Below are 19,658 nucleotides of genomic sequence, written 5' to 3'. Positions count from 1 at the left end.
TTAAATTTAGACTATCAAATTTTTCTTAATTGAGAAGATGAAATGTTGACTTTATTAAACTCTATGAATTTGAGGGTGGTATTACCGATAGCCCTAAATGTCTTTGATTTTAAAGAGTTTTTTTTGTAGCCATGTCTATCGAAAACTAAAATATTACACTTTTGTGAAATAGATTTTGATTTATACCATTTGTGAAAATTTATTAAGTTATCTGCTCCCATTAAAAAATAGATTTCAATATTTTTATTTTTTTTTAAATGATTAATTAAATCAATTGTTTTATTTGAATTAATTTTATTTTCGTAAAATCTCACTTTTATAAATGAATTGTTACCAATAATTTTTTTGCAGAATTTTATTCTTTCAGTAACTGAGGTTTTGCTCTGGTTTTTAAAAGGATTTTTTTTTGTTATTGCCCAAATAATATTTTTAAGCTCAAATCTTTTTTTTGCTTCTTTTGAAATAGCTAGATGACCTTTATGTGCAGGATCAAATGATCCTCCTAAAATTCCTATTTTTGTCTTATTTGATTTCAAATTAATTTCTTATTTTACCGTTACTTGTAATTTGGTATTTGTATGAAACAAGTTGATTAAGTCCTACAGGCCCTCTTGGTGGTAGTACATTGGTAGAAATTCCAACTTCTCCTCCGAACCCAAATTCACCTCCATCTGCAAATTGAGTTGAAGTATTATGCATAGCAATAGAGCTTTTGACTTCTTTTAGAAATTGATTAGCTGTTTTTTTGTTTTTTGTAATTATTGAGTCTGTATGCATTGTTCCATACTTATTAATATGATTTATAGCTTCACTGAGGTTGTTTACTATTTTGACAGAAACTGCTGAGCTTAAATATTCTGTAGACCAATCTTTTTCAGTAGCTTTAAAAATTTTACCCTTATAAAATTTAGCCAAAGTCTTTTCTCCATAAATTTTACAACCATTTTTCTCTAAATTGCCCAGGATTGTATTGCTAAATTTTTTAACAATATTTTTATGTAGAATAATGGTTTCAGTCGCCCCACATATGCTGGTGTTTCTTAATTTTGCGTTAGTAACAACTCTATTTGCCATCTTTAATTCAGCGTCTTTGTCGACATATGTATGGCAAATACCCTCAAGATGACCAATTATAGGAACCTTAGAAAGTTCTTGAACTTTTCTTACAAGATTTTTTCCACCACGTGGAATTATAACATCAATATATTCTTTCATTTTGGAAAGCATTACATCAACCATCTTTCTGTTTTTAGAGTCTATAAATTGTATAAAGTTTTCATCTACTTTATTTTTTTTGAGCGCTTTTCTAAAAAGTTTTGATAAAATTCTATTTGAATTGATTGCCTCAGAACCTCCTCTTAAGATTACTGCATTACCTGATTTGAAACATAAACCCGCAACATCTGATGTAACATTTGGCCTACTTTCATAAATTACACCAATAACTCCTATTGGAATTGATACTCTACTAATACTTAATCCATTAGGTCTTTTCCACTTTTCTAGAACATGATTAATGGGATCTTTAAATCTAATAATACTAATAATAGAATTTCTGATGTCGTTTATTTTTTTCTCATTTAAATGAAGTCTATTAATTAAATTTTCTTTTAATCCTATTTTTTTTGCATAATTAATATCTTTAGTATTTTCTTTAATTATTAAAACTTTGTTTTCGTCAAGCATTTTGGCATAGGAGGCTAAAACACTATTTTTAACTTTTGTGTCTATTTTATATTGACTTGCTTTTCTTGCTCTTTTACCGATTAAATTCATATAATTATTCATTTATACTTCTACCATATCATCTTTATGAATAACTTCAGATTTTGCAACATAACCAAGTAATTTTTGAATTTCATTCGAATGGTGTCCCATAATTTTTTTTACTTCATCAGAAGAAAAAGAACTTAAACCCCTAGCACATTCATTATTTTTTTTATCTAAAACTTTTATATGATCACCTTTGTTAAATCTTCCTGATACATTTTTAATACCTGCAGCCAGTAAACTTTTTCCAAGCTTTAACGCTTTTTTGGCTCCATCATCAATTACAATATTTCCTTTAGGTGCAATTGAGCTAATTATCCATTTTTTTCTAGCATGAAGTTTAGAGACCTTTGGGCTGAACCATGTACAATTATTTTTTTCAATAATTTTTGAAATAGGATTTGAATACAGTCCGTTTGCAATAATCATACTGCTGCCAGCTAATTGACAAATTTTAGCAGCTTCAATTTTTGTTTGCATCCCTCCACTTCCATATTCATTAATTCCTTTGATATTAATTTCTTTTAAGTCTTTGTTTATATCATTTACTATTTTTATTAGTTTAGCGTCTTTATTTACTTTTGGATTTTTTGTAAAAAGGCCATCTACATCTGAAAGTAAAATTAATGTATCGGCGTTTGTAATTTGAGCTACTCTAGATGCCAATCTATCATTATCTCCATATTTTATTTCAGTTGTTGCAATTGTATCATTCTCATTAACAACTGGGATAAATCCAAGTTCGAATAAATTTTCGAATGTTCTTTTGGCATTTAAGGATCTTCTTCGTTCCTCCGTATCTTCTAGAGTCAACAAAATTTGTGAAATATTTAATTTGAATTTTGAGAAGGTCTGAGAGAATAAATTCATTAGTTCAATTTGGCCAATAGAGGCAATTGCTTGACTTTTATCTAACTTAATATTTTTTTTGTTAAAATTCATTTTTTTACATCCAAGAGCGATAGCACCTGAACTAACAATGACTACTTTTTGATTTTTATCTTTTAGTTTTTTGATGTCCCTCGCAAAGCTTGAAAGCCATTTTTTTCTAATTTTTTTATTTTCATCAACTAATAAAGATGAACCAATTTTAATAACAATAATTTTCGAGTTTTTAAGATACATAGGATAATAATTTTGCCTTAATTTTTGAAACCGACTCTTTATTTAAAGTTGTCATAGTCATTATCTCACAATTTTTATCTTTAGAGAAATCATCAATTACATCTTTAGCTGTGTCTTCATCAATTAAATCTATTTTGTTAAACACAATTAACTCTCTCTTTTCAAGCATTTTAGAACTGTAATTTTTAAGTTCATTTTTAACCTGATCATAAGATTCCTTAAGATCAAGATTAGTAATATCAATTAAATGTAATAAAGATTTGCATCTTTCTATATGTTTTAAAAACTGTATCCCAAGTCCAACACCTTCATGAGCACCTTCTACTAATCCTGGTATATCGGCTATTGTGATTTCTTTATCATCATAGCTAGCAACACCTAAGTTAGGATTAAGTGTTGTAAATTTATAATTAGCAATTTTAGGATTTGCGTTTGTGAGTGCTGCCAACAAACTTGATTTTCCTGCGTTAGGTAATCCGATAATTCCGATATCAGCTATTGTTTTAAGTTGTAACCAAATTGTAAACTCTTCTCCCAAAGTTCCTTTTGTAAATTTTCTTGGAGCTCTGTTTGTAGAACTTTTAAATCTAGTATTTCCCAAACCACCTTTGCCACCATTAGCTGCAATGTACTCTTCTCCTTTTTTGTTAAAATCAAATAATAGAGTTTTGTTATCTTCTTCAAATACCTGGGTTCCAAGAGGAACTTTTAAAACCAAATCATCACCACTTTTACCTGTTCGATTTTGACCAGAACCATTCTCTCCACGCTGAGCTTTATGATGTTGTTGATATCTGTAATCAATTAAAGTGTTTAAGTTTTCTTCTGATTTTAAAATGATAGAGCCACCCCTGCCTCCATCACCTCCATCAGGTCCTCCAAACTCAACATACTTTTCTCTTCTAAAACTTGGTGAACCGTCACCGCCGTTTCCAGCCTTAATATAAATTTTAACTTGATCGAGAAATTTCATAATACAACATTTTCTTGGTTGTACTATTAATTGGGTTTTACTGAAACGTAAGTTCTATCTAATTTAGATTTTTTGAATACAACTTTACCTTTGATAACAGAAAAAATTGAATGATCTTTTCCCATTCCAACATTTTCGCCAGGAAAAATTTTTGTTCCTCTTTGTCTAACAATTATATTTCCAGGTATTACAGTTTCTCCACCGTATTTTTTAACACCAAGTCTTCGACCAGCACTATCTCGTCCGTTTCTCGATGATCCACCTGCTTTTTTTGTTGCCATAATTTACCTAATAACTATTTACTTGCAGCTTCCTTAACTTCTTCTTTTTTGGGAGCTGGTTTAATTTTTTCAGCTTCAGATAATACTTTACCATCTTTTGAAAAAATTTTGTTAATTCTAATCAAAGAAAATTGTTGTCTGTGTCCATTTTTTCTTCTTGAATTTTGTCTTCTTCTTTTTTTGAAAATTAGAATTGTTCTATTTTTACTATTTTTAATTAAATCTGCCTCTACCTTAGCACCTTCAACATTAGGAGTTCCAACCTCAATATTTTTATCATCCCCATATGCTAGGATTTCATTAAATTCTATCTTAGTCTCAGGCTTTGAATCTGGTAACTTTTCAATTTTTAATATCTCACCAGATTTAACTTTGTACTGTTTACCACCTGTTTTTATTACTGCGTATGACATAGTATGAATATTAAATTTAAGTAACCGCAATATAGTTACCGGAAGCCTATAGTCAAGCTGAATTAGTTAGAAATTATCCTTTAAATCCCTTAATTTTGAAAAGGATTTTAGGTCATTAGCTCTTAAAAAAATATTACAATCAATTTCATCTTGTAAGGTTGATGGAATAGTAGGTAAATTATTATTTCTTTGTTGTTTTATAAATTCTATTTTCTTTAACAAAGAAGAGTTTTCAGAATCATGTTTCAAGCAGAATTTTGAATTATTTAAAGTATATTCATGGCCACAATAGATTTTTGTTTCTTTAGGTAAAGATTTTAATTTACTTAAAGAGTTATACATTTGTTCATATGTACCCTCAAAAATTCTACCACATCCAAGTGAGAAGAGAGTATCTCCGGTGAATAGTAAGTTTTCTTCAAAAAAATAAAAACAAATATGTCCTGTTGTGTGTCCAGGGATATGAATAATTTTAGCTTTAAAATTTCCGCTATTCCAAATTTCATTATCTTTTAACAAGATATCAATCTCTGGTATCCTTTTTGCATCTCCATTAAATCCTAAAACAACAGATCCAAATTTTTTTTTTAATTCAGTATTACCCCCAACATGATCATAATGATGATGAGTATTTAAGATATATTTTAATTTAATATTTTTATCGTTTAAGTAATTGATTATTGGTTTAGCTTCACTTGGATCAACAACACATGCTTCCTGTTTTTCATTATCAATAATTAAATAACTATAATTATCTTGTAGGCACGGTATAATTTCAACTTTCATTTATTTTTCTATTAAAAATATTCCAAGATCAGCAAATAAATTTTTAGTTCCTAAATTACTATTTGTTATATTTGAAGTGTTGTTACTATTTAAAGCTAAAGTTTTTATCATTTTAATTTCTTTAAATTTTATAAAATTTACAAAATCTTTAATTGTGCACATATGTAAATTAGGTGTACTGTGCCATTGTTCTGGTAAAGATTTTGTTATTGGCATTGTGCCCTTAAATAATAGATGCAATCTAACTTGCCAATTACCAAAATTTGGTATCGTTACAATTGCTTTTTTTCCAACTCTTAAAAGTTCATCTAAAACAATTTCAGGGCTTAAAAATGCTTGGAGTGTTTGACTCAATACCACATAGTCAAACGATTTATCAGGAAATTGTTTTAAATCTTTCTCTGCGTTACCTTCTATTACAGTTAATCCTTTTGCAATACATTCTTGTACTTTTTCCTTAGAAATTTCTAGCCCTCTTACATTTATATTTTTATGTTCTTTTAAAAATTGCATCAAAGTTCCATCTGCACAACCTACATCTAAAACTTTTTTATTATCCTCAATTAAATCTGATATTACTTTAAATTCATTTTTCATTTTTTAATTCTATATAAGATTTGTCTAAGAAATTCTTCAGAGCATTTAAAAAATCGGGTACATCTAATAAAAAAGAGTCGTGACCTTTATCAGATACAATTTCTACAAAACCAACATCTGCTCCAATAGAATTTAAAGCTATAACAATATCTTTATTTTCTTGGGTTGGATAAAGCCAATCAGAAGTAAAAGAAATAACAAAAAATTTAGCTTTTGTATTTTTAAATGCATCAGACAAATTTCCATTAAATTGTTTAACTAAATCAAAATAATCCATAGCCCTAGTTATGTAGAGGTAACTGTTTGCATCAAATCTATCTACAAACACAGATCCTTGGTATCTCAAATAACTCTCAATTTGAAAATCTGCATCAAAACCAAATTTCAAATCTTCTCTTTCTTGCAATTTTCTCCCAAACTTTTCCTGCAAACCTTTTTTTGAGAGATAAGTTATATGAGCTGCCATTCTTGCAACAGCAAGCCCTTTACCTGGGTTGGTATTATTAGCTTCATAATTTCCATCTTTCCAATCGCTGTCAGCAGTGATTGCTTGTCTTCCTAGTTCATTAAAAGCAATATTTTGTGCTGAATGACTTGAGGTTGTAGCAATGGGTATAACAGTTTTAGCTTTATCAGGAAAGTTGGTGATAAATTGAAGAACTTGCATACCTCCCATGGAACCTCCGGTAATTGCAAATAGTTTATCAATTCCAAAGTGTTCAAGTAAATTATATTGTGCATTCACCATGTCATTAATTGTAATAACTGGAAAATCAGTTCCAAAAGTTTTCTGTGTTTCAGGATCTTTATGGCTTGGTCCATAAGATCCCATACATCCACCAATTACATTTGAACAAATAACAAAATATTTATTGGTATCTATTGCTTTGTCTGGACCTACAGCAAAACTCCACCAACCGTCTTTTTTAGTAACAGGATTTAAACCAGTTACAAATTGATCTCCAGTTAGTGCATGAAATACTAATATAGCATTGTCTTTATTCTCATTTAAAGACCCATAAGTTTCGAATGCAATTGGAAAATTGTTTATAGTTTTACCACAATCCAATTTAAGAGGTTTCTTTATAATTAATGTATTAATATTTTTTTCTGTATTCATTTTAAGGCCTTTAGATGAATTGTGAGAAAAAAAACTATTTTAGCGGTTTTTTTTAAGCGCTCGCAATTCAGTTAAATCAGCGCATAAATTTTGTACAAGAACTTGTAATTTATGTCAATTTTTTAAAATAAGATCATATTCTCTATAAATATTTGTTTTTTTATCTATAAAGAGCTCATAAAAATAAAAAAAATGAGCACACCTAAATTTAAAAAATTTAACATAGAAGCTTATAAGCCTGGCAAATCTAAAATTAACAAAATTAATAAGGTCATTAAATTGTCAGCTAATGAGTCTGCTTTAGGGATGAGCCCGTTAGCAAAAAAAGTAATATCTCAAAAAAATTTAGTATTAGATAAATATCCAGATGGAAAATCCACTAATCTTAAAATGGCAATATCTAAAGCATATAAATGCAATTTCGATAAAATAATATGTGGAGCAGGTTCTGACGAGGTAATTCAAATGTTATGTCAATTATATCTACATCCAAAGGATGAAGTGATTGTTCCTCAATATAGTTTTTTAATGTACAGGATTTATGCAAAAATTGTTGGTGCAAAAGTTGTATTTGCAAAAGAAAATAATTTTAAAGTTTCAATTGAAGAAATATTGAAAAAAGTATCTAAGAAAACCAAAATAGTTTTTATTGCAAATCCAAACAATCCAACAGGAACATATTTAACTAAAAAAGAGACATTAGAACTTAGAAGAAAGTTGAATAGAAATATTTTATTAGTAATTGATGACGCGTACTCAGAATATATGAAAAATGATGATTACAGCTCTGGTTTAGAATTATTTAAAAATAAAGACAACGTATTTATATTACGAACATTTTCTAAAATGTTTGGCTTGGCCTCATTAAGAATTGGCTGGGGACATGGATCGAAACAAATAATTAGAGCGTTAAATGTAATTAAACCACCTTTTAATGTAAATGGTTTGGCTCAAGTTGCGGCCGCAGAGTCATTGAAGGATAAGCAATTCATTCAAAAGTCAATTAGACATAATTTAAATTATGCAAATAGACTAAAAAAATTTCTCGAAAAATATAATATTTTTTCAAACGATGTATCAGCAAATTTTTTACTATTAAATTTTGATGACTGTAAATATTCAGCAAATTTTCTTTACCAAAAATTAAAAAATAAAGGAATTATATTAAGATCTACTGAAGATGGTTATCATATTAAAAACAAATTGAGATTAACTATTGGCTCATCTAGAGAAAATTTAATATTCATGAATGCAGTGAGAAAGATTTTTAATTAAATGAAAAATATTTTAATCATAGGTTGTGGTTTACTTGGATCTTCAGTTTTAAGATCTATACACAAAAATAAATTAGCAGATAAGGTATATATTTATGAAAAGTCAAAAAAGAATATATCAAGAATTAAAAATCTTAAATTACCTGGAAAAGTAGTTAGTTCATTAAAAGAAGCTGTAACAAAATCTAATTTTATTATTTTTTGTACACCTATGAGTGAATACAAAAATATTATTATGAAAATAAATAATTATATTTCTCCTAACACATTAATTACTGATGTTGGTTCTTCAAAAATTGAATCATCAAAAATAATAAAAAAATTTTTAAAAAAAGGAATTGCATGGACTTCCAGTCACCCAATTGCTGGTTCTGAAGTAAGTGGACCACAGCACGGAAAGAGCAACATGTTCGAGGGTAGATGGTGTATTTTAATTAAAGAAAAAAATACAATTAAAAAAAATTTAAATTTTCTGAAAAAATTTTGGGAGAAGATTGGATCAAAAGTAACAATCATGTCAGCAGAAAAACATGACAAAATTTTTTCAATAACTAGTCATTTGCCTCACTTAATTGCATATAATTTAGTTAAGTCAGCTCAAGATTTCGAGAAAAAACAAAGCTATGATTTAATCAAATATAGTGCAGGAGGACTAAGAGATTTTTCAAGAATAGCAGCTTCTAATGAGATTATGTGGCGAGATATTTTTTTCAATAACAATAAAAATATTTCAAATGCTATTGATTTATTTATTAAAAATTTAAAATCATTTAAATCTGATATTAATTCAAAAAATAATAAATCTATTATTAACAAGCTTACTGAAACTAAAAAAGTCAGATCAAAAATAATCAAACTCAAACAAGATATTAATAAGCCAGATTTTGGAAGAAGCTAAATTTTAATTTTAGCTATTTTTTTAACTTTAAGTTTTGCTGTATTTTCAATTCTTCTAATTGTCTTAATTATAGGCATGATCAATACTTTCTTTTCAGGTCCATATGCATGTATTAATTGCTTGGAATTTAAACACATTGCGACATGCCCTTTCCAAAAAATGATATCTCCCTTTTGATAATTTCTTTTTATGTTTCCTTTTAAATATTTAATTTGATCTTTGGTATCTCGAGGAAAAAACTTATTATTATAATAATAAAATATTTGTAATAGGGCTGAGCAATCTATTCCCCTGTAACTTTTTCCACCCCAGATATATTTTATATTCAAAAATTTTTTAAAAATTTTAATGAAGTTTTTTTCTTTATAATTTATTTTTTTTATATCTTTTTTTTTAATCCATTCATTTTTATCAATTCTGGCAAAATTTTTATTAGTTTCTTTAACTGACAACTTTGATCCAAGAGATAGATAAATATTAGTTTTTAAATTTGGTTTTTTATAGATATTTGCTTTTAAGCTACTTACCTTATAATTAGCTTTAAATTCTTTTGAATAATTTTTATTTTGAATGTACCCAGTATAATTATCAAAACTAGATTTTATTTTTATCCAATTTTTAGTTTTAGATAAAATTTTAAATTTTTCTCCATACAATATTTGTGAGGTTACTTCTGAAAATTTAGAAGGTTTTTTATAAATATTAGAAAAACTACCTGTAAAATAAAATTTATTTTGCACCAATTTTAATTTTATTTTTTATCATCCATAGGCATATTAGTGAAGGAATAACCATAATAGTTGTTAAGACAAAAAATGTTCCCCAATCTCCATTTAACCAATCTACTAAAGCTCCTGATGATGATGCTAAAGTTGTTCTTCCAGCAGTCCCTATAGATGCAAGTAATGCGTATTGTGTTGCTGTGTATGTTCTATCAACCAGTAAAGATATAAATGCTACAAATGCAACAGTTGCAAAAGCTGCAGTAATATCGTCAGCAATAACTGCTATTGCAAATAATAGTTCAGATTTACCAGTCCATGCTAAGACAGCAAATAACAGATTTGTAACCGCCATTAAACCTCCTGCAAAGAACATAGTTTTTATAGTTCCAGCCCTCATGGCCATTACGCCACCAATTAAAGTAAATACGACGGTTGTGATCCAACCCAATCCTTTTGAATAGATTGCTATTTGTCCTTTTGAAAAGCCTATTTCTTTATAAAATACAATCGACATTCTACCCATGAATGCCTCTCCAATTTTGAACAAAAAAACAAACCCTAAAATTCCTGCAGCTATGGCAAAACCATTTTTTTTAAAGAAGCTAATAATGGGCCCACCAATTGTTCCAGTTATATAGGCAACAAAGGTTGTAATAATATTGTTAGATCCTAGTTTACCTTTAATTAGATTATCAGTTTCCTTTTGCTTTGATTGTCTGTCAGTTTCTACTGGTTCATGAACAAACATCAGAGCAATATTCATTAAAATAATTAGAACACCTAATATTAAAAAAGTTGCTTGCCAGTAATCTTGGATACCAATATTTTCAAAGAACTCCGCAGTAAATAAAGCAACTACACCACCTAATTTATAACCTGTCCACCAACCAACCACAGCCATTGCAGCACCTGCTGCCATTGATTTTCCCTCATTTTCATTAATTTGTTCAATTCTTAATGCATCTACCGTTATGTCTTGAGTTGCTGATGCTATAGCGATGATTAATCCAACTGTAATTATTAACGCTAAGTTTTCTGTAGGGTTTATAATACTCCAAACTAGTAAACTTATTAGAATTACTAATTGCATTAAAACAATCCATCCTCTTCGGTGACCTAATTTTTTAGTTAGGAAAGGAATTTGAATTCTATCTATAATTGGTGCCCAAAGATAATTAAAAGCATAAACTCCAAAAATAAGTCCTGCCCATCCGATAGTAGATCTACTTAATCCTTCTTCCTTTAACCAAAGACTTAAACTACTAGCAATCAAAACCCATGGAAATCCACTGATTGCACCAAGTAATAAAATTCTTAGCATTCGGATATCTTTGTAAACTGAAATGGATTCTAACCAGGATGTTTTTTTTATTTCAGACATAACTAATTTTTCCAAAATGATGGTAAGAACAATACTAATATCGCAAACAGCTCAAGTCTACCTAAAATCATACCAACTGTTAGAATCCACTTAGAAAGATCAGGCAATGATGAAAAATCTCCATTTGGGCCAATTATTGGACCAAGACCAGGTCCAACATTTGAAATAGATGTAGCTGCACCTGAGATAGCAGTAATAAAATCTAAACCAGTTAAGGATAACAATGCAGTAAGAATAAAAAATATTACGATATAAAAGTAAATAAATGAAATAATTGAAGCTATAAACTTTTCATCAACTGCACTTTGATCATACTTAATTACAAATACCCCTTTAGGATAAATTATTTTTTTTAATTGATTTAGAATAAATAGATAAAGAATTTGAATTCTAAATATTTTTACACCACAAGCTGTAGATCCTGCACATCCACCTATAAACATCAGTGCAAGAAACAGGGTTATAGGAAAACTACCCCATCTATCAAATTCTGCGTTTACATAACCAGTACCACTCAGGATTGATATAGTATTAAAAAATATTGATCTTAAACTAAAGTTTTCTTGGTTAGAAAATAATAAGTAAATAGATAAAATTATAACAGTGAATATTATAATTTTTAAAAAAGTTTTGATTTGAATATCATTTAAAAAAATTTTTTTGTTTCCACTTATAAATTTAATGTAAGCAATAAAAGGAATACTTCCCAATATAATAAAAAACATTGATGAAATTTCAATTGGCAAACTATTAAAGTATCCAATTGACTCGTTGTAGTTAGAAAATCCTCCAGTAGCAATTGTAGTCATTGAGTGGGTTAAGCTGTCAAATTTACCCATACCAAATATCCAATAAGTGATTGCACAAAGGCCTGTTAATCCTGAGTAAATATAAATTAATCTAAGTGCTATTTCTTTTGACTTAGGGAGTATTTTTTCTGAAGAGTCATTACTTGAAATTTTAAATAATTGCATACCCCCAACATTCATTATAGGCATTAAAGTAATCGCCATTACAATTATTCCAATTCCACCTAGCCATTGTAAAAGAGCTCTCCATAAAAGAAGACCTTTTGGTGCGTTCTCTAAATCTGAAATTATTGTAGATCCAGTTGTAGTAATTCCTGACATACTTTCAAAAAAAGAGTCTGTAATTGAAAGTTCAATACTAGAGAATACAAACGGTAAGGATCCAAATACTGCAATACTAATCCAAGATAGTGCAGTTAATAAGAAAGCTTGTTGTAGATTAAGTTTTTTATCGTGATCTAAATTTGATAAAAAAAATAAAGTTCCAAAGATTATGGTCACAATAGATGAGCCAAAGAAAGAAGAGTCTATCTCTGAGTAAAAGAATTGTACTATAATTGGGATGAACATTGATACACCCAATATTATTTGCAGAATTCCAAGCGTAAAAAAAACAGTTTTGTAATTAGACATTTTGAAAGAACAATATTTTATGGTAAATAAATTTCAACTCTATAAGAATTAATATAATCACTAGTTTAAGGTTAAAAAGAGCAATCATGATTAAAAAAGATGTCCTAGAAAAGACAAGTGCTTGGCCTTTTGTTGAAGCTAAAAAAATGCTTCGTGAAAGAAAAGCTTTTATTGAAAAAAAAGGTAAGATTACTCTCCAAACTGGATATGGTCCAAGTGGATTACCTCACATAGGAACTTTTGGAGAAGTTGCACGAACTTCAATGATGGTAAATGCACTTAATCAACTCACAGATTTACCAACAGAAATTATTACATTTTCAGATGACATGGATGGCTTAAGAAAAGTTCCAGATAATGTTCCTAACCAAGAATTATTGCAACAAAACCTTCACAAACCTTTAACGCAAGTACCTGATCCTTTTCAAAAATTTAATAGTTTTGGAGAACATAATAATGAAATGCTGAAGGATTTTTTAAACAGTTTTAATTTTAAATATAATTTTAAAAGTTCCACATCTTTGTACAAGGCAGGATTTTTTAATCCTACTTTGAAAATCATTTTAGAAAATTATGAAGGAATAATGAATATTATTTTACCAACACTTGGGAAAGAAAGGCAAAAAACATACAGTCCCTTTTTACCAGTATGTCCTGACTCAGGTCATGTTTTGGAGATACCTGTTTTAGAAATTGATCAGTCTAATTCTAAAATAATATTCGATAATAAAGGTAAAAAATTAGAGAGTAGTATTTTAGATGGTAATTGTAAATTACAGTGGAAAGTAGATTGGGCAATGAGATGGTTTGCTTTAGATGTTGATTTTGAAATGTATGGTAAGGATTTGATTGAAAGTGCAATTTTATCTACAAAAATCATTAATTTATTGGGTAAAAAGAATCCATCAGGATTTGCATATGAACTTTTTCTAGATGAAAAAGGTGAGAAAATTTCAAAATCTAAAGGTAATGGAATAACTATTGATCAATGGTTGAAGTATGCTTCACCAGAAAGTTTATCTCTATATATGTATCAAAATCCAAAAAGAGCTAAAAAACTTTATAAAGAAATAGTTCCAAAAGCAGTAGATGAATATTTGGATAACATTGAAAAATCTAAAAAGCAGACAGAGCAGCAATTAGTGATGAATCCAGTGTGGCATGTCCACAATGGGAGTATTCCAAAAGAAGACATGATTATGAGTTTTTCAATGTTATTGAATTTAGTCGAAACAAGTAATGCAGATAGTAAAGATTTATTATGGAAATTTGTAAAAAAATACAAACCCAATATTCAAGAAACTAACTTTCCTATTTTTGATGGATTAGTAGGTTACGCAATTAGATATTTTAATGATGTAATTAAGTCTCAAAAAAAATACAAAACACCTTCTGAAGATGAAAAAAAAGCTCTTGTGGCTTTAATTTCAACCTTAGAAAAATGTAATGATCAGATGCCACCAGAGGAAATTCAAACTTTGATTTATTCTACTGGAAAAGAAAATGGTTATGCTGAAAATTTAAGAGATTGGTTTAAACTTATTTATGAGGTGGTTTTTGGTGATGAAAATGGACCAAGAATGGGATTTTTTATAAGTTTTTTTGGTGTTAATGAAACAAAAGACCTTATAATGAGTAAACTCAAATAATGTATTCAAATTTAAGATCTTTAATTTTCAAATTAGATCCAGAAAAAGCCCATACTCTAGCAATTCAATCTTTAAAATTTAATTTGGTATCAAATGTATTTGATGAAAATAAAAATAATCCTATTTTTAAAACACAAATATTTGGCAAAGATTTAAGCAACCCAATAGGAATAGCAGCTGGTTTTGATAAAAATGCAGAGGTTTACAATCCTTTGTTTAAATTAGGATTTGGTTTTGTTGAAGTTGGAACTGTTACTCCTTTAAAACAATATGGTAATGAAAAGCCAAGAGTATTTAGATTAGTTGAAGATCAAGCATTAATTAATAGATTGGGATTTAACAATCAAGGATCTGAAACTATTTTAAATAGAATAAAATCAAATAAAAAAAATGGAATACTTGGAGTAAATGTTGGACCAAATAAAGATTCTGATAATCGATTGAATGATTATTTAATTGGATTAGAAAAATTTCATGAAGTTGCTGATTATATTACAATTAATATTTCATCTCCAAATACTGAAAATCTAAGAAATTTTCATGATGAAAATAAATTAAAAGAATTATTAAAATCAATTAAAGATAAAAAAAATGAATTGAAAACCAAAATTCCAATTGTAGTTAAAATTTCTCCAGATATTGATTTAAAGCAAATAGAATTAATATCAGAGATCCTTTTGGAAAATGATATATCTGCAATAATTATTTCAAATACATCAGAAAGTACTAGAGATGATTTAAAAAATATTCAACGACACCAAAAAGGAGGGTTGTCAGGAAAGCCAATTGAACAAAAATCAAATTTACTCATTAATAAATTCTTTAAATTGTTAAATGGTAGAATTAAAATAATTGGGGTAGGAGGTATTGATTCTGGAAAGTCTGCACATGATAAATTTTTGTCAGGGGCAGATTATATTCAGTTATATACAGGGATGGTATTTCAAGGACCAAACATTGCTGCAAACATTAAAAAAGAGCTAAAAGAATTACTTCTTAGAGATGGAGTGAAAAATATTTCAGAAATCGTTGGAAATAAAACTCTTTCTTAATTTTAATAAACTTGACGCCCTTAATATCTCCCCTTATATAGGCAGTGAAATTATGTCAAAAAAATGCGAACTAACCGGTAAAATTCCAATGAAGGGTCATAATGTTAGTCATGCTAACAATAAGACTAAAAGAAGATTCTTACCTAATTTGAAAAAAGTAAAATTTACAAGTGAGCTAGCTGGAAGAAGTTTAAAATTAACAGTTAGCAATTCAGGAGTAAGATCAGTTGATAAAAAGGGAAGTTTTGACGAATTCTTAAAAACTGTAAAAAATAAAAATATATCACCAAGATTAAAAAAACTTAAAAAAGTTATTTTATTAAAATCACCATATAAAAAAAAGCCAGTAGCTAAATCTGCTTAATGAATAAATTTTTTATCGGCCTATCTCTAATGATGGGTTTGGTTGTTTTGTCATCAAACTATCTTGTTCAATTTCCAATAAATTATTATGGATTAAATGAAATTCTTACTTATGGAGCTTTTAGTTATCCTGTAGCTTTTTTGATAACCGATTTAGCAAATAGATCTTATGGAAAGATAATTGCGAGAAAAATAGTTTATTTTGGTTTTTTTATAGGAATTATTTTTACTTTATTTTTTTCAACAAACTTCGAAGATTTAATTTCTGTTAGAATTGCAGTTGGATCAGGAGTGGCTTTCCTTACAGCCCAATTGCTTGATATTCAAATATTTGATCGTTTAAGAAAAAAACAGTGGTTTGTTGCACCTCTAACTTCATCATTAATTGGTTCAACTATTGATACTTTTTTATTTTTCTCAATATCATTTTATGGAACAGGAGTTCCTTGGGTTACTTTATCTTTGGGTGATTTGGGTGTTAAAATACTAGTAGCATTAATAATGTTAATACCATTTAGAATGTTATTAAAAATATTTAAGCCTATTAAAGTCTAATATAAAAATTTATAAGATAAAATTTTATAAGCTAATTTAGCAACAAGAAAATTATATGAGTTAAATCCTTTAATTGGAGAAAGTTCATTAATGTCAGCTCCAACTATATTTGAATTTTTTGCAGCAATTCTAATTATCTCTAATGTCTCATCCCACAACAATCCACCTGGTTCAGGTGTTCCAGTAGCAGGCATAATACTTGAATCTAATCCGTCGACATCAAACGTTAAGTAAACAGTCTTATTTTTTATTAATTTTTTAAATTTATTTAAATTCCATTTCTTTTTATCTTTTGCCCAGAAGATATCTATTCTATTTAAATTTTTTTTTAAAAATGGAATCTCACTTTCTGATATATTTCTAATTCCAAAAGAAATTAAAGATACATTTTTATAATCTAAACATCTTCTTATTGCCGATGCATGTGAAAATTTTTCACCATTATAACTTTCACGTAAATCTGCGTGCGCATCGAAATGTAAAAGACAAATATTTTTATATTTTTTTGTAAAAGGAACAATGCATCCTGGTGTAATTGAATGTTCACCACCAAAAGTCATTGGAAATAGTTTTTTATCTAAAATTTTACCATTGATTTTAGAAATTTTATTTAATGCTACTTTGATATTTTTATCAATTTTAAATGGTTTTAATGTCTTGATACCTATTTTTTTGTAAGGTTCACAATTTAGTTCCTCATCATAAAGTTCAACTTGGTGAGAAGCTTTGATAATTTCTTTTGGTCCATTTTTTGTTCCACCACCATAACTAACTGTTTTTTCAAGTCCAAATGGAACGACTACTACTTTTTCTTTGAAGTTGAATGTATTATCAATTCCTAAGAAACCATGTTTGTTTGATAAATATTTCAATTTTATATAAATAATTTTGAGAAGTTTTTTCGTTCTCTATTTTTCCACTCACCTTTGTGGTAAGCATCGCTAGCTATTAATGGTAATACACTTGTTGCTTCAGCAAATACCATTTGCTCTTTAGTGATATCCACTTTACCCCAAGAACTTGCTTCTTTTAAAGTAGAACTACTACATGCACCATCTCTACTATCAGCAACTGTAATTTGTACAGCATACTTATGCATATCTACATTTTTACCAAGAAGCTCAGCACAAATAACAGTGTCTTGAATAAAATTTTTAGGAACTCCTCCACCAATCATAAATAAACCAGAACCTTTTGATTTGATTTTAATTTCAGTTAGTTCTCTAAATTCTCTAACTGAGTCTATAGTCATATGTTTTTTTGGATTTTTTTCTTGATGCATTACAAGACCAAAACCTGCGCTTGAATCTGTGAAAGCTGGACAAAAAATTGGAACATTATTATCGTAAGCTGTTTCAATTAAAGAGTCTTTCTTTTTTGAATTTTTTTTTAAATATTTTCCCATTTCTAAAATAAACTCTCTCGAAGTATAACTTCTTGGTTCTAAAGTATCTGCTATTTCGCAAATAATTTTATCACACATTTGAAGCTCTTCTTCGTCGATATATGTGTCGTAAATTCTATCAATATAGTTGTCTCTTAATTCAGTATCATCTTGAAATTGAGATCCTTGATAATGTTTAAATCCAAGAGCTTCAAAAAAATCCATATCTACAATTGATGCCCCTGTTGCTACAATTGCATCAACCATATTATATTTAACAAGATCTTTATAAATATTCATACATCCTGCTGCAGATGTTGATCCTGCTAAAGTAAGAAAAATTGTACATTCCTTATCTTTAAGCATTTCGTTGTAAATGTTCGCTGCATTTGCAGTTTCTCTAGATACAAACGACATTTTCTCCATTGAAGAAATAATTGTTCTAGAGTCAAATGAAGTAATATCTATATGTTCGACAGGATTTTTTAAAAAATCTCTTTTACTGTTATGTCCTGGATTTTTTTGGTCTGACATTAAGCAACCATATGAGCGCTGTTAACGTCTTTTTCATACATTGACATTATTGGTTTATCTTCAACTTCATAAATTTCATCTGAATAGTAACCATTGAATTGTGTTCTAAAAGTTAATCCATATGCTCCAAGTTGACCAAGCTCTATGTAATCATTTTCCTTAATATTATTTGGTAATAGAAAAGGTCCTTTCATATAATCCATGCTATCGCAAGTAGGACCAAAGAAATCAAAAGCAGTCAATTTTTTTGAAATTATTTTATTTGAATTTTCTTTAATCATTTTAGATGGATAAACTATGTTAGGTGTTCCTGCATCAAATAGGGTTCCATATGTTCCATCGTTTATATAAAGTTTTTGTTTTTTTCTTAAATTAACTTTAACTATTGTTGAACCACTTTCCGCAACTAATGCTCTTCCTGGTTCACAAATTATCTCCGGCAACTTCTCTAATTTTAAATTAGACAAACTTTTTTTAATTTCATTGAAGTATTCATCTAATGATTGCGGAATTAAATCTGGATAAATTGTTGGAAATCCTCCACCAACATTTATTGTATCAGGGATTATTTTTGTTTTTTTAATTATATTTCCAATCTCATTTATACCTTTAGCATATGAAATTGGATGCATACACTGCGATCCAACATGGAAACTTAATCCAATTTTTTTTGCATATTGTTTTACTAATCTTAGTAATCCTACAGCTTCAGATGTTAGTGCTCCAAATTTTTTAGATAAATCAATTTCAGCATGCTCATTTGAAACAGCAACTCTTACAAATAATTCTAAATCTTTTGCATTATTTGTACTTTCAATAATTTTGATTAACTCTTCTTTTGTGTCTAATGAGAAAGTTTTTACACCATAATTAAAATAGGCCTCTTTGATACTTTCTCTACTTTTTACAGTATGCATATAAGAACATTTTGCATTTTGAGTAAGTTTTCTTATAGCTTTAATTTCTTCAATTGAGGCAACATCAAATTGGTTTACACCTGTGTTTAAAATTGTTTGAATAACTTCGGGATGTGGGTTTGTTTTAACTGCATATAAAATTTTTCCAGGGAACTTATCTAAGAAAAATTTAACTGAAGACTCTATGGATTTCTTCCTAATACAATAAACAGGCTTTTCAGGTTTCAGTTGATTTATAAGTTCTTCAACTGACTTAAATTTTTGCATTTCATATGCCTCCAAAAAAAATTTAATAAAAAAAAGTTTTTAATAAAACTTTAATAATTTGAGCCATATAATGTAAACACAGGCAATGTAAAGCAAATAATTCAAGGCTGATTTGCGCAATTTTCATATATTGTAATATCAGATTTTGACCC

21 protein-coding genes are annotated in these 19,658 nt (G+C 28.3%); 6 read left to right on the top strand and 15 right to left on the bottom strand.

Annotated elements, in window-relative coordinates; all coding sequences use genetic code 11:
• Window positions 1-14: 14 nt before the first annotated feature.
• From nadD to metX, 9 genes are all read right to left on the bottom strand, one after another.
• Window positions 15-542, bottom strand: coding sequence for a nicotinate (nicotinamide) nucleotide adenylyltransferase (nadD, locus tag ACTTA4_RS00530; protein WP_440633387.1), 528 nt, complete (start codon window positions 540-542; stop codon window positions 15-17).
• Complete coding sequence (locus tag ACTTA4_RS00525; RefSeq protein ID WP_440633074.1) at window positions 538-1,788, bottom strand: glutamate-5-semialdehyde dehydrogenase; 1,251 nt, start codon at window positions 1,786-1,788, stop codon at window positions 538-540. The genes nadD and ACTTA4_RS00525 overlap by 5 nt, the downstream gene beginning before the upstream one ends.
• On the bottom strand, window positions 1,789-2,895 hold the full coding sequence (proB, locus tag ACTTA4_RS00520) for a glutamate 5-kinase (RefSeq protein WP_440633073.1): 1,107 nt from the start codon (window positions 2,893-2,895) through the stop codon (window positions 1,789-1,791).
• A complete protein-coding gene (cgtA, locus tag ACTTA4_RS00515; RefSeq protein WP_262589877.1) occupies window positions 2,885-3,868 on the bottom strand; it encodes an Obg family GTPase CgtA in 984 nt (327 codons plus the stop codon). The genes proB and cgtA overlap by 11 nt, the downstream gene beginning before the upstream one ends.
• A gap of 26 nt (window positions 3,869-3,894) precedes the next feature.
• The gene (gene rpmA, locus ACTTA4_RS00510) at window positions 3,895-4,149 is read right to left on the bottom strand and encodes a 50S ribosomal protein L27 (RefSeq protein WP_075506491.1); all 255 of its coding nucleotides are present in this window, start codon (window positions 4,147-4,149) and stop codon (window positions 3,895-3,897) included.
• Window positions 4,150-4,163: 14 nt separating this feature from the next.
• Window positions 4,164-4,562 carry a 50S ribosomal protein L21 gene (rplU, locus tag ACTTA4_RS00505; RefSeq protein ID WP_440633072.1) on the bottom strand — a complete coding sequence of 133 codons (399 nt, stop codon included), beginning with the start codon at window positions 4,560-4,562 and terminating at the stop codon, window positions 4,164-4,166.
• A gap of 66 nt (window positions 4,563-4,628) precedes the next feature.
• Window positions 4,629-5,348, bottom strand: coding sequence for a hydroxyacylglutathione hydrolase (gene gloB / locus ACTTA4_RS00500; protein WP_262589875.1), 720 nt, complete (start codon window positions 5,346-5,348; stop codon window positions 4,629-4,631).
• A complete protein-coding gene (gene metW, locus ACTTA4_RS00495) occupies window positions 5,349-5,945 on the bottom strand; it encodes a methionine biosynthesis protein MetW (RefSeq protein WP_262589873.1) in 597 nt (198 codons plus the stop codon).
• Window positions 5,935-7,065, bottom strand: coding sequence for a homoserine O-acetyltransferase MetX (metX, locus tag ACTTA4_RS00490; RefSeq protein WP_440633071.1), 1,131 nt, complete (start codon window positions 7,063-7,065; stop codon window positions 5,935-5,937). The genes metW and metX overlap by 11 nt, the downstream gene beginning before the upstream one ends.
• A gap of 192 nt (window positions 7,066-7,257) precedes the next feature.
• Between metX and hisC the strand changes: the two genes are divergently transcribed.
• Both hisC and ACTTA4_RS00480 read left to right on the top strand, forming a co-directional pair.
• Window positions 7,258-8,340: a histidinol-phosphate transaminase gene (gene hisC / locus ACTTA4_RS00485; RefSeq protein ID WP_440633070.1), complete on the top strand. Its 1,083-nt coding sequence runs from the start codon at window positions 7,258-7,260 to the stop codon at window positions 8,338-8,340.
• Window positions 8,341-9,237, top strand: a complete 897-nt coding sequence (locus ACTTA4_RS00480; protein WP_440633069.1) for a prephenate dehydrogenase — start codon at window positions 8,341-8,343, stop codon at window positions 9,235-9,237.
• Here ACTTA4_RS00480 and ACTTA4_RS00475 read toward each other — a convergent pair.
• Genes ACTTA4_RS00475 through ACTTA4_RS00465 form a run of 3 tightly spaced genes read right to left on the bottom strand, consistent with a single transcriptional unit; the run spans window position 9,234 to window position 12,785 of the window.
• Complete coding sequence (locus tag ACTTA4_RS00475; protein WP_440633068.1) at window positions 9,234-9,977, bottom strand: C40 family peptidase; 744 nt, start codon at window positions 9,975-9,977, stop codon at window positions 9,234-9,236. The two genes, ACTTA4_RS00480 and ACTTA4_RS00475, sit on opposite strands and share 4 nt — an antisense overlap.
• Window positions 9,967-11,343 (bottom strand): AmpG family muropeptide MFS transporter, encoded by a 1,377-nt coding sequence (locus tag ACTTA4_RS00470; RefSeq protein WP_440633067.1) that lies wholly within the window; start codon window positions 11,341-11,343, stop codon window positions 9,967-9,969. The genes ACTTA4_RS00475 and ACTTA4_RS00470 overlap by 11 nt, the downstream gene beginning before the upstream one ends.
• A gap of 2 nt (window positions 11,344-11,345) precedes the next feature.
• Window positions 11,346-12,785 (bottom strand): TrkH family potassium uptake protein, encoded by a 1,440-nt coding sequence (locus ACTTA4_RS00465; protein ID WP_440633066.1) that lies wholly within the window; start codon window positions 12,783-12,785, stop codon window positions 11,346-11,348.
• An 86-nt stretch (window positions 12,786-12,871) separates the two neighbouring features.
• On the opposite strand from ACTTA4_RS00465, the gene ACTTA4_RS00460 reads away from it, so the two are divergent.
• Genes ACTTA4_RS00460 through ACTTA4_RS00445 form a run of 4 tightly spaced genes read left to right on the top strand, consistent with a single transcriptional unit; the run spans window position 12,872 to window position 16,404 of the window.
• A complete protein-coding gene (locus ACTTA4_RS00460) occupies window positions 12,872-14,434 on the top strand; it encodes a lysine--tRNA ligase (RefSeq protein ID WP_440633065.1) in 1,563 nt (520 codons plus the stop codon).
• Window positions 14,434-15,486, top strand: a complete 1,053-nt coding sequence (locus ACTTA4_RS00455) for a quinone-dependent dihydroorotate dehydrogenase (protein WP_440633064.1) — start codon at window positions 14,434-14,436, stop codon at window positions 15,484-15,486. The genes ACTTA4_RS00460 and ACTTA4_RS00455 overlap by 1 nt, the downstream gene beginning before the upstream one ends.
• A gap of 52 nt (window positions 15,487-15,538) precedes the next feature.
• Window positions 15,539-15,850, top strand: a complete 312-nt coding sequence (gene rpmB / locus ACTTA4_RS00450; protein ID WP_075506505.1) for a 50S ribosomal protein L28 — start codon at window positions 15,539-15,541, stop codon at window positions 15,848-15,850.
• Window positions 15,850-16,404: a queuosine precursor transporter gene (locus ACTTA4_RS00445; RefSeq protein ID WP_440633063.1), complete on the top strand. Its 555-nt coding sequence runs from the start codon at window positions 15,850-15,852 to the stop codon at window positions 16,402-16,404. The genes rpmB and ACTTA4_RS00445 overlap by 1 nt, the downstream gene beginning before the upstream one ends.
• Here ACTTA4_RS00445 and speB read toward each other — a convergent pair.
• The 3 genes from speB to ACTTA4_RS00430 are packed head-to-tail and all read right to left on the bottom strand — an operon-like array spanning window position 16,401 to window position 19,506.
• Window positions 16,401-17,276: an agmatinase gene (speB, locus tag ACTTA4_RS00440; RefSeq protein ID WP_440633062.1), complete on the bottom strand. Its 876-nt coding sequence runs from the start codon at window positions 17,274-17,276 to the stop codon at window positions 16,401-16,403. The two genes, ACTTA4_RS00445 and speB, sit on opposite strands and share 4 nt — an antisense overlap.
• Window positions 17,277-17,278: 2 nt before the next feature.
• The gene (locus tag ACTTA4_RS00435) at window positions 17,279-18,322 is read right to left on the bottom strand and encodes a 1,9-bis(guanidino)-5-aza-nonane synthase (RefSeq protein WP_440633061.1); all 1,044 of its coding nucleotides are present in this window, start codon (window positions 18,320-18,322) and stop codon (window positions 17,279-17,281) included.
• Window positions 18,322-19,506, bottom strand: a complete 1,185-nt coding sequence (locus ACTTA4_RS00430) for a type III PLP-dependent enzyme (RefSeq protein WP_440613720.1) — start codon at window positions 19,504-19,506, stop codon at window positions 18,322-18,324. Before ACTTA4_RS00430 ends, ACTTA4_RS00435 begins: the two co-directional genes overlap by 1 nt.
• Window positions 19,507-19,658 lie beyond the last annotated feature (152 nt).

The organism is Candidatus Pelagibacter sp. HIMB1485 (assembly GCF_052048055.1).
Taxonomy (GTDB): Bacteria; Pseudomonadota; Alphaproteobacteria; order Pelagibacterales; family Pelagibacteraceae; genus Pelagibacter.
The sequence above is the reverse complement of the archived record's forward strand: the minus strand, read 5'-3'. Positions and strand labels throughout refer to the sequence as shown.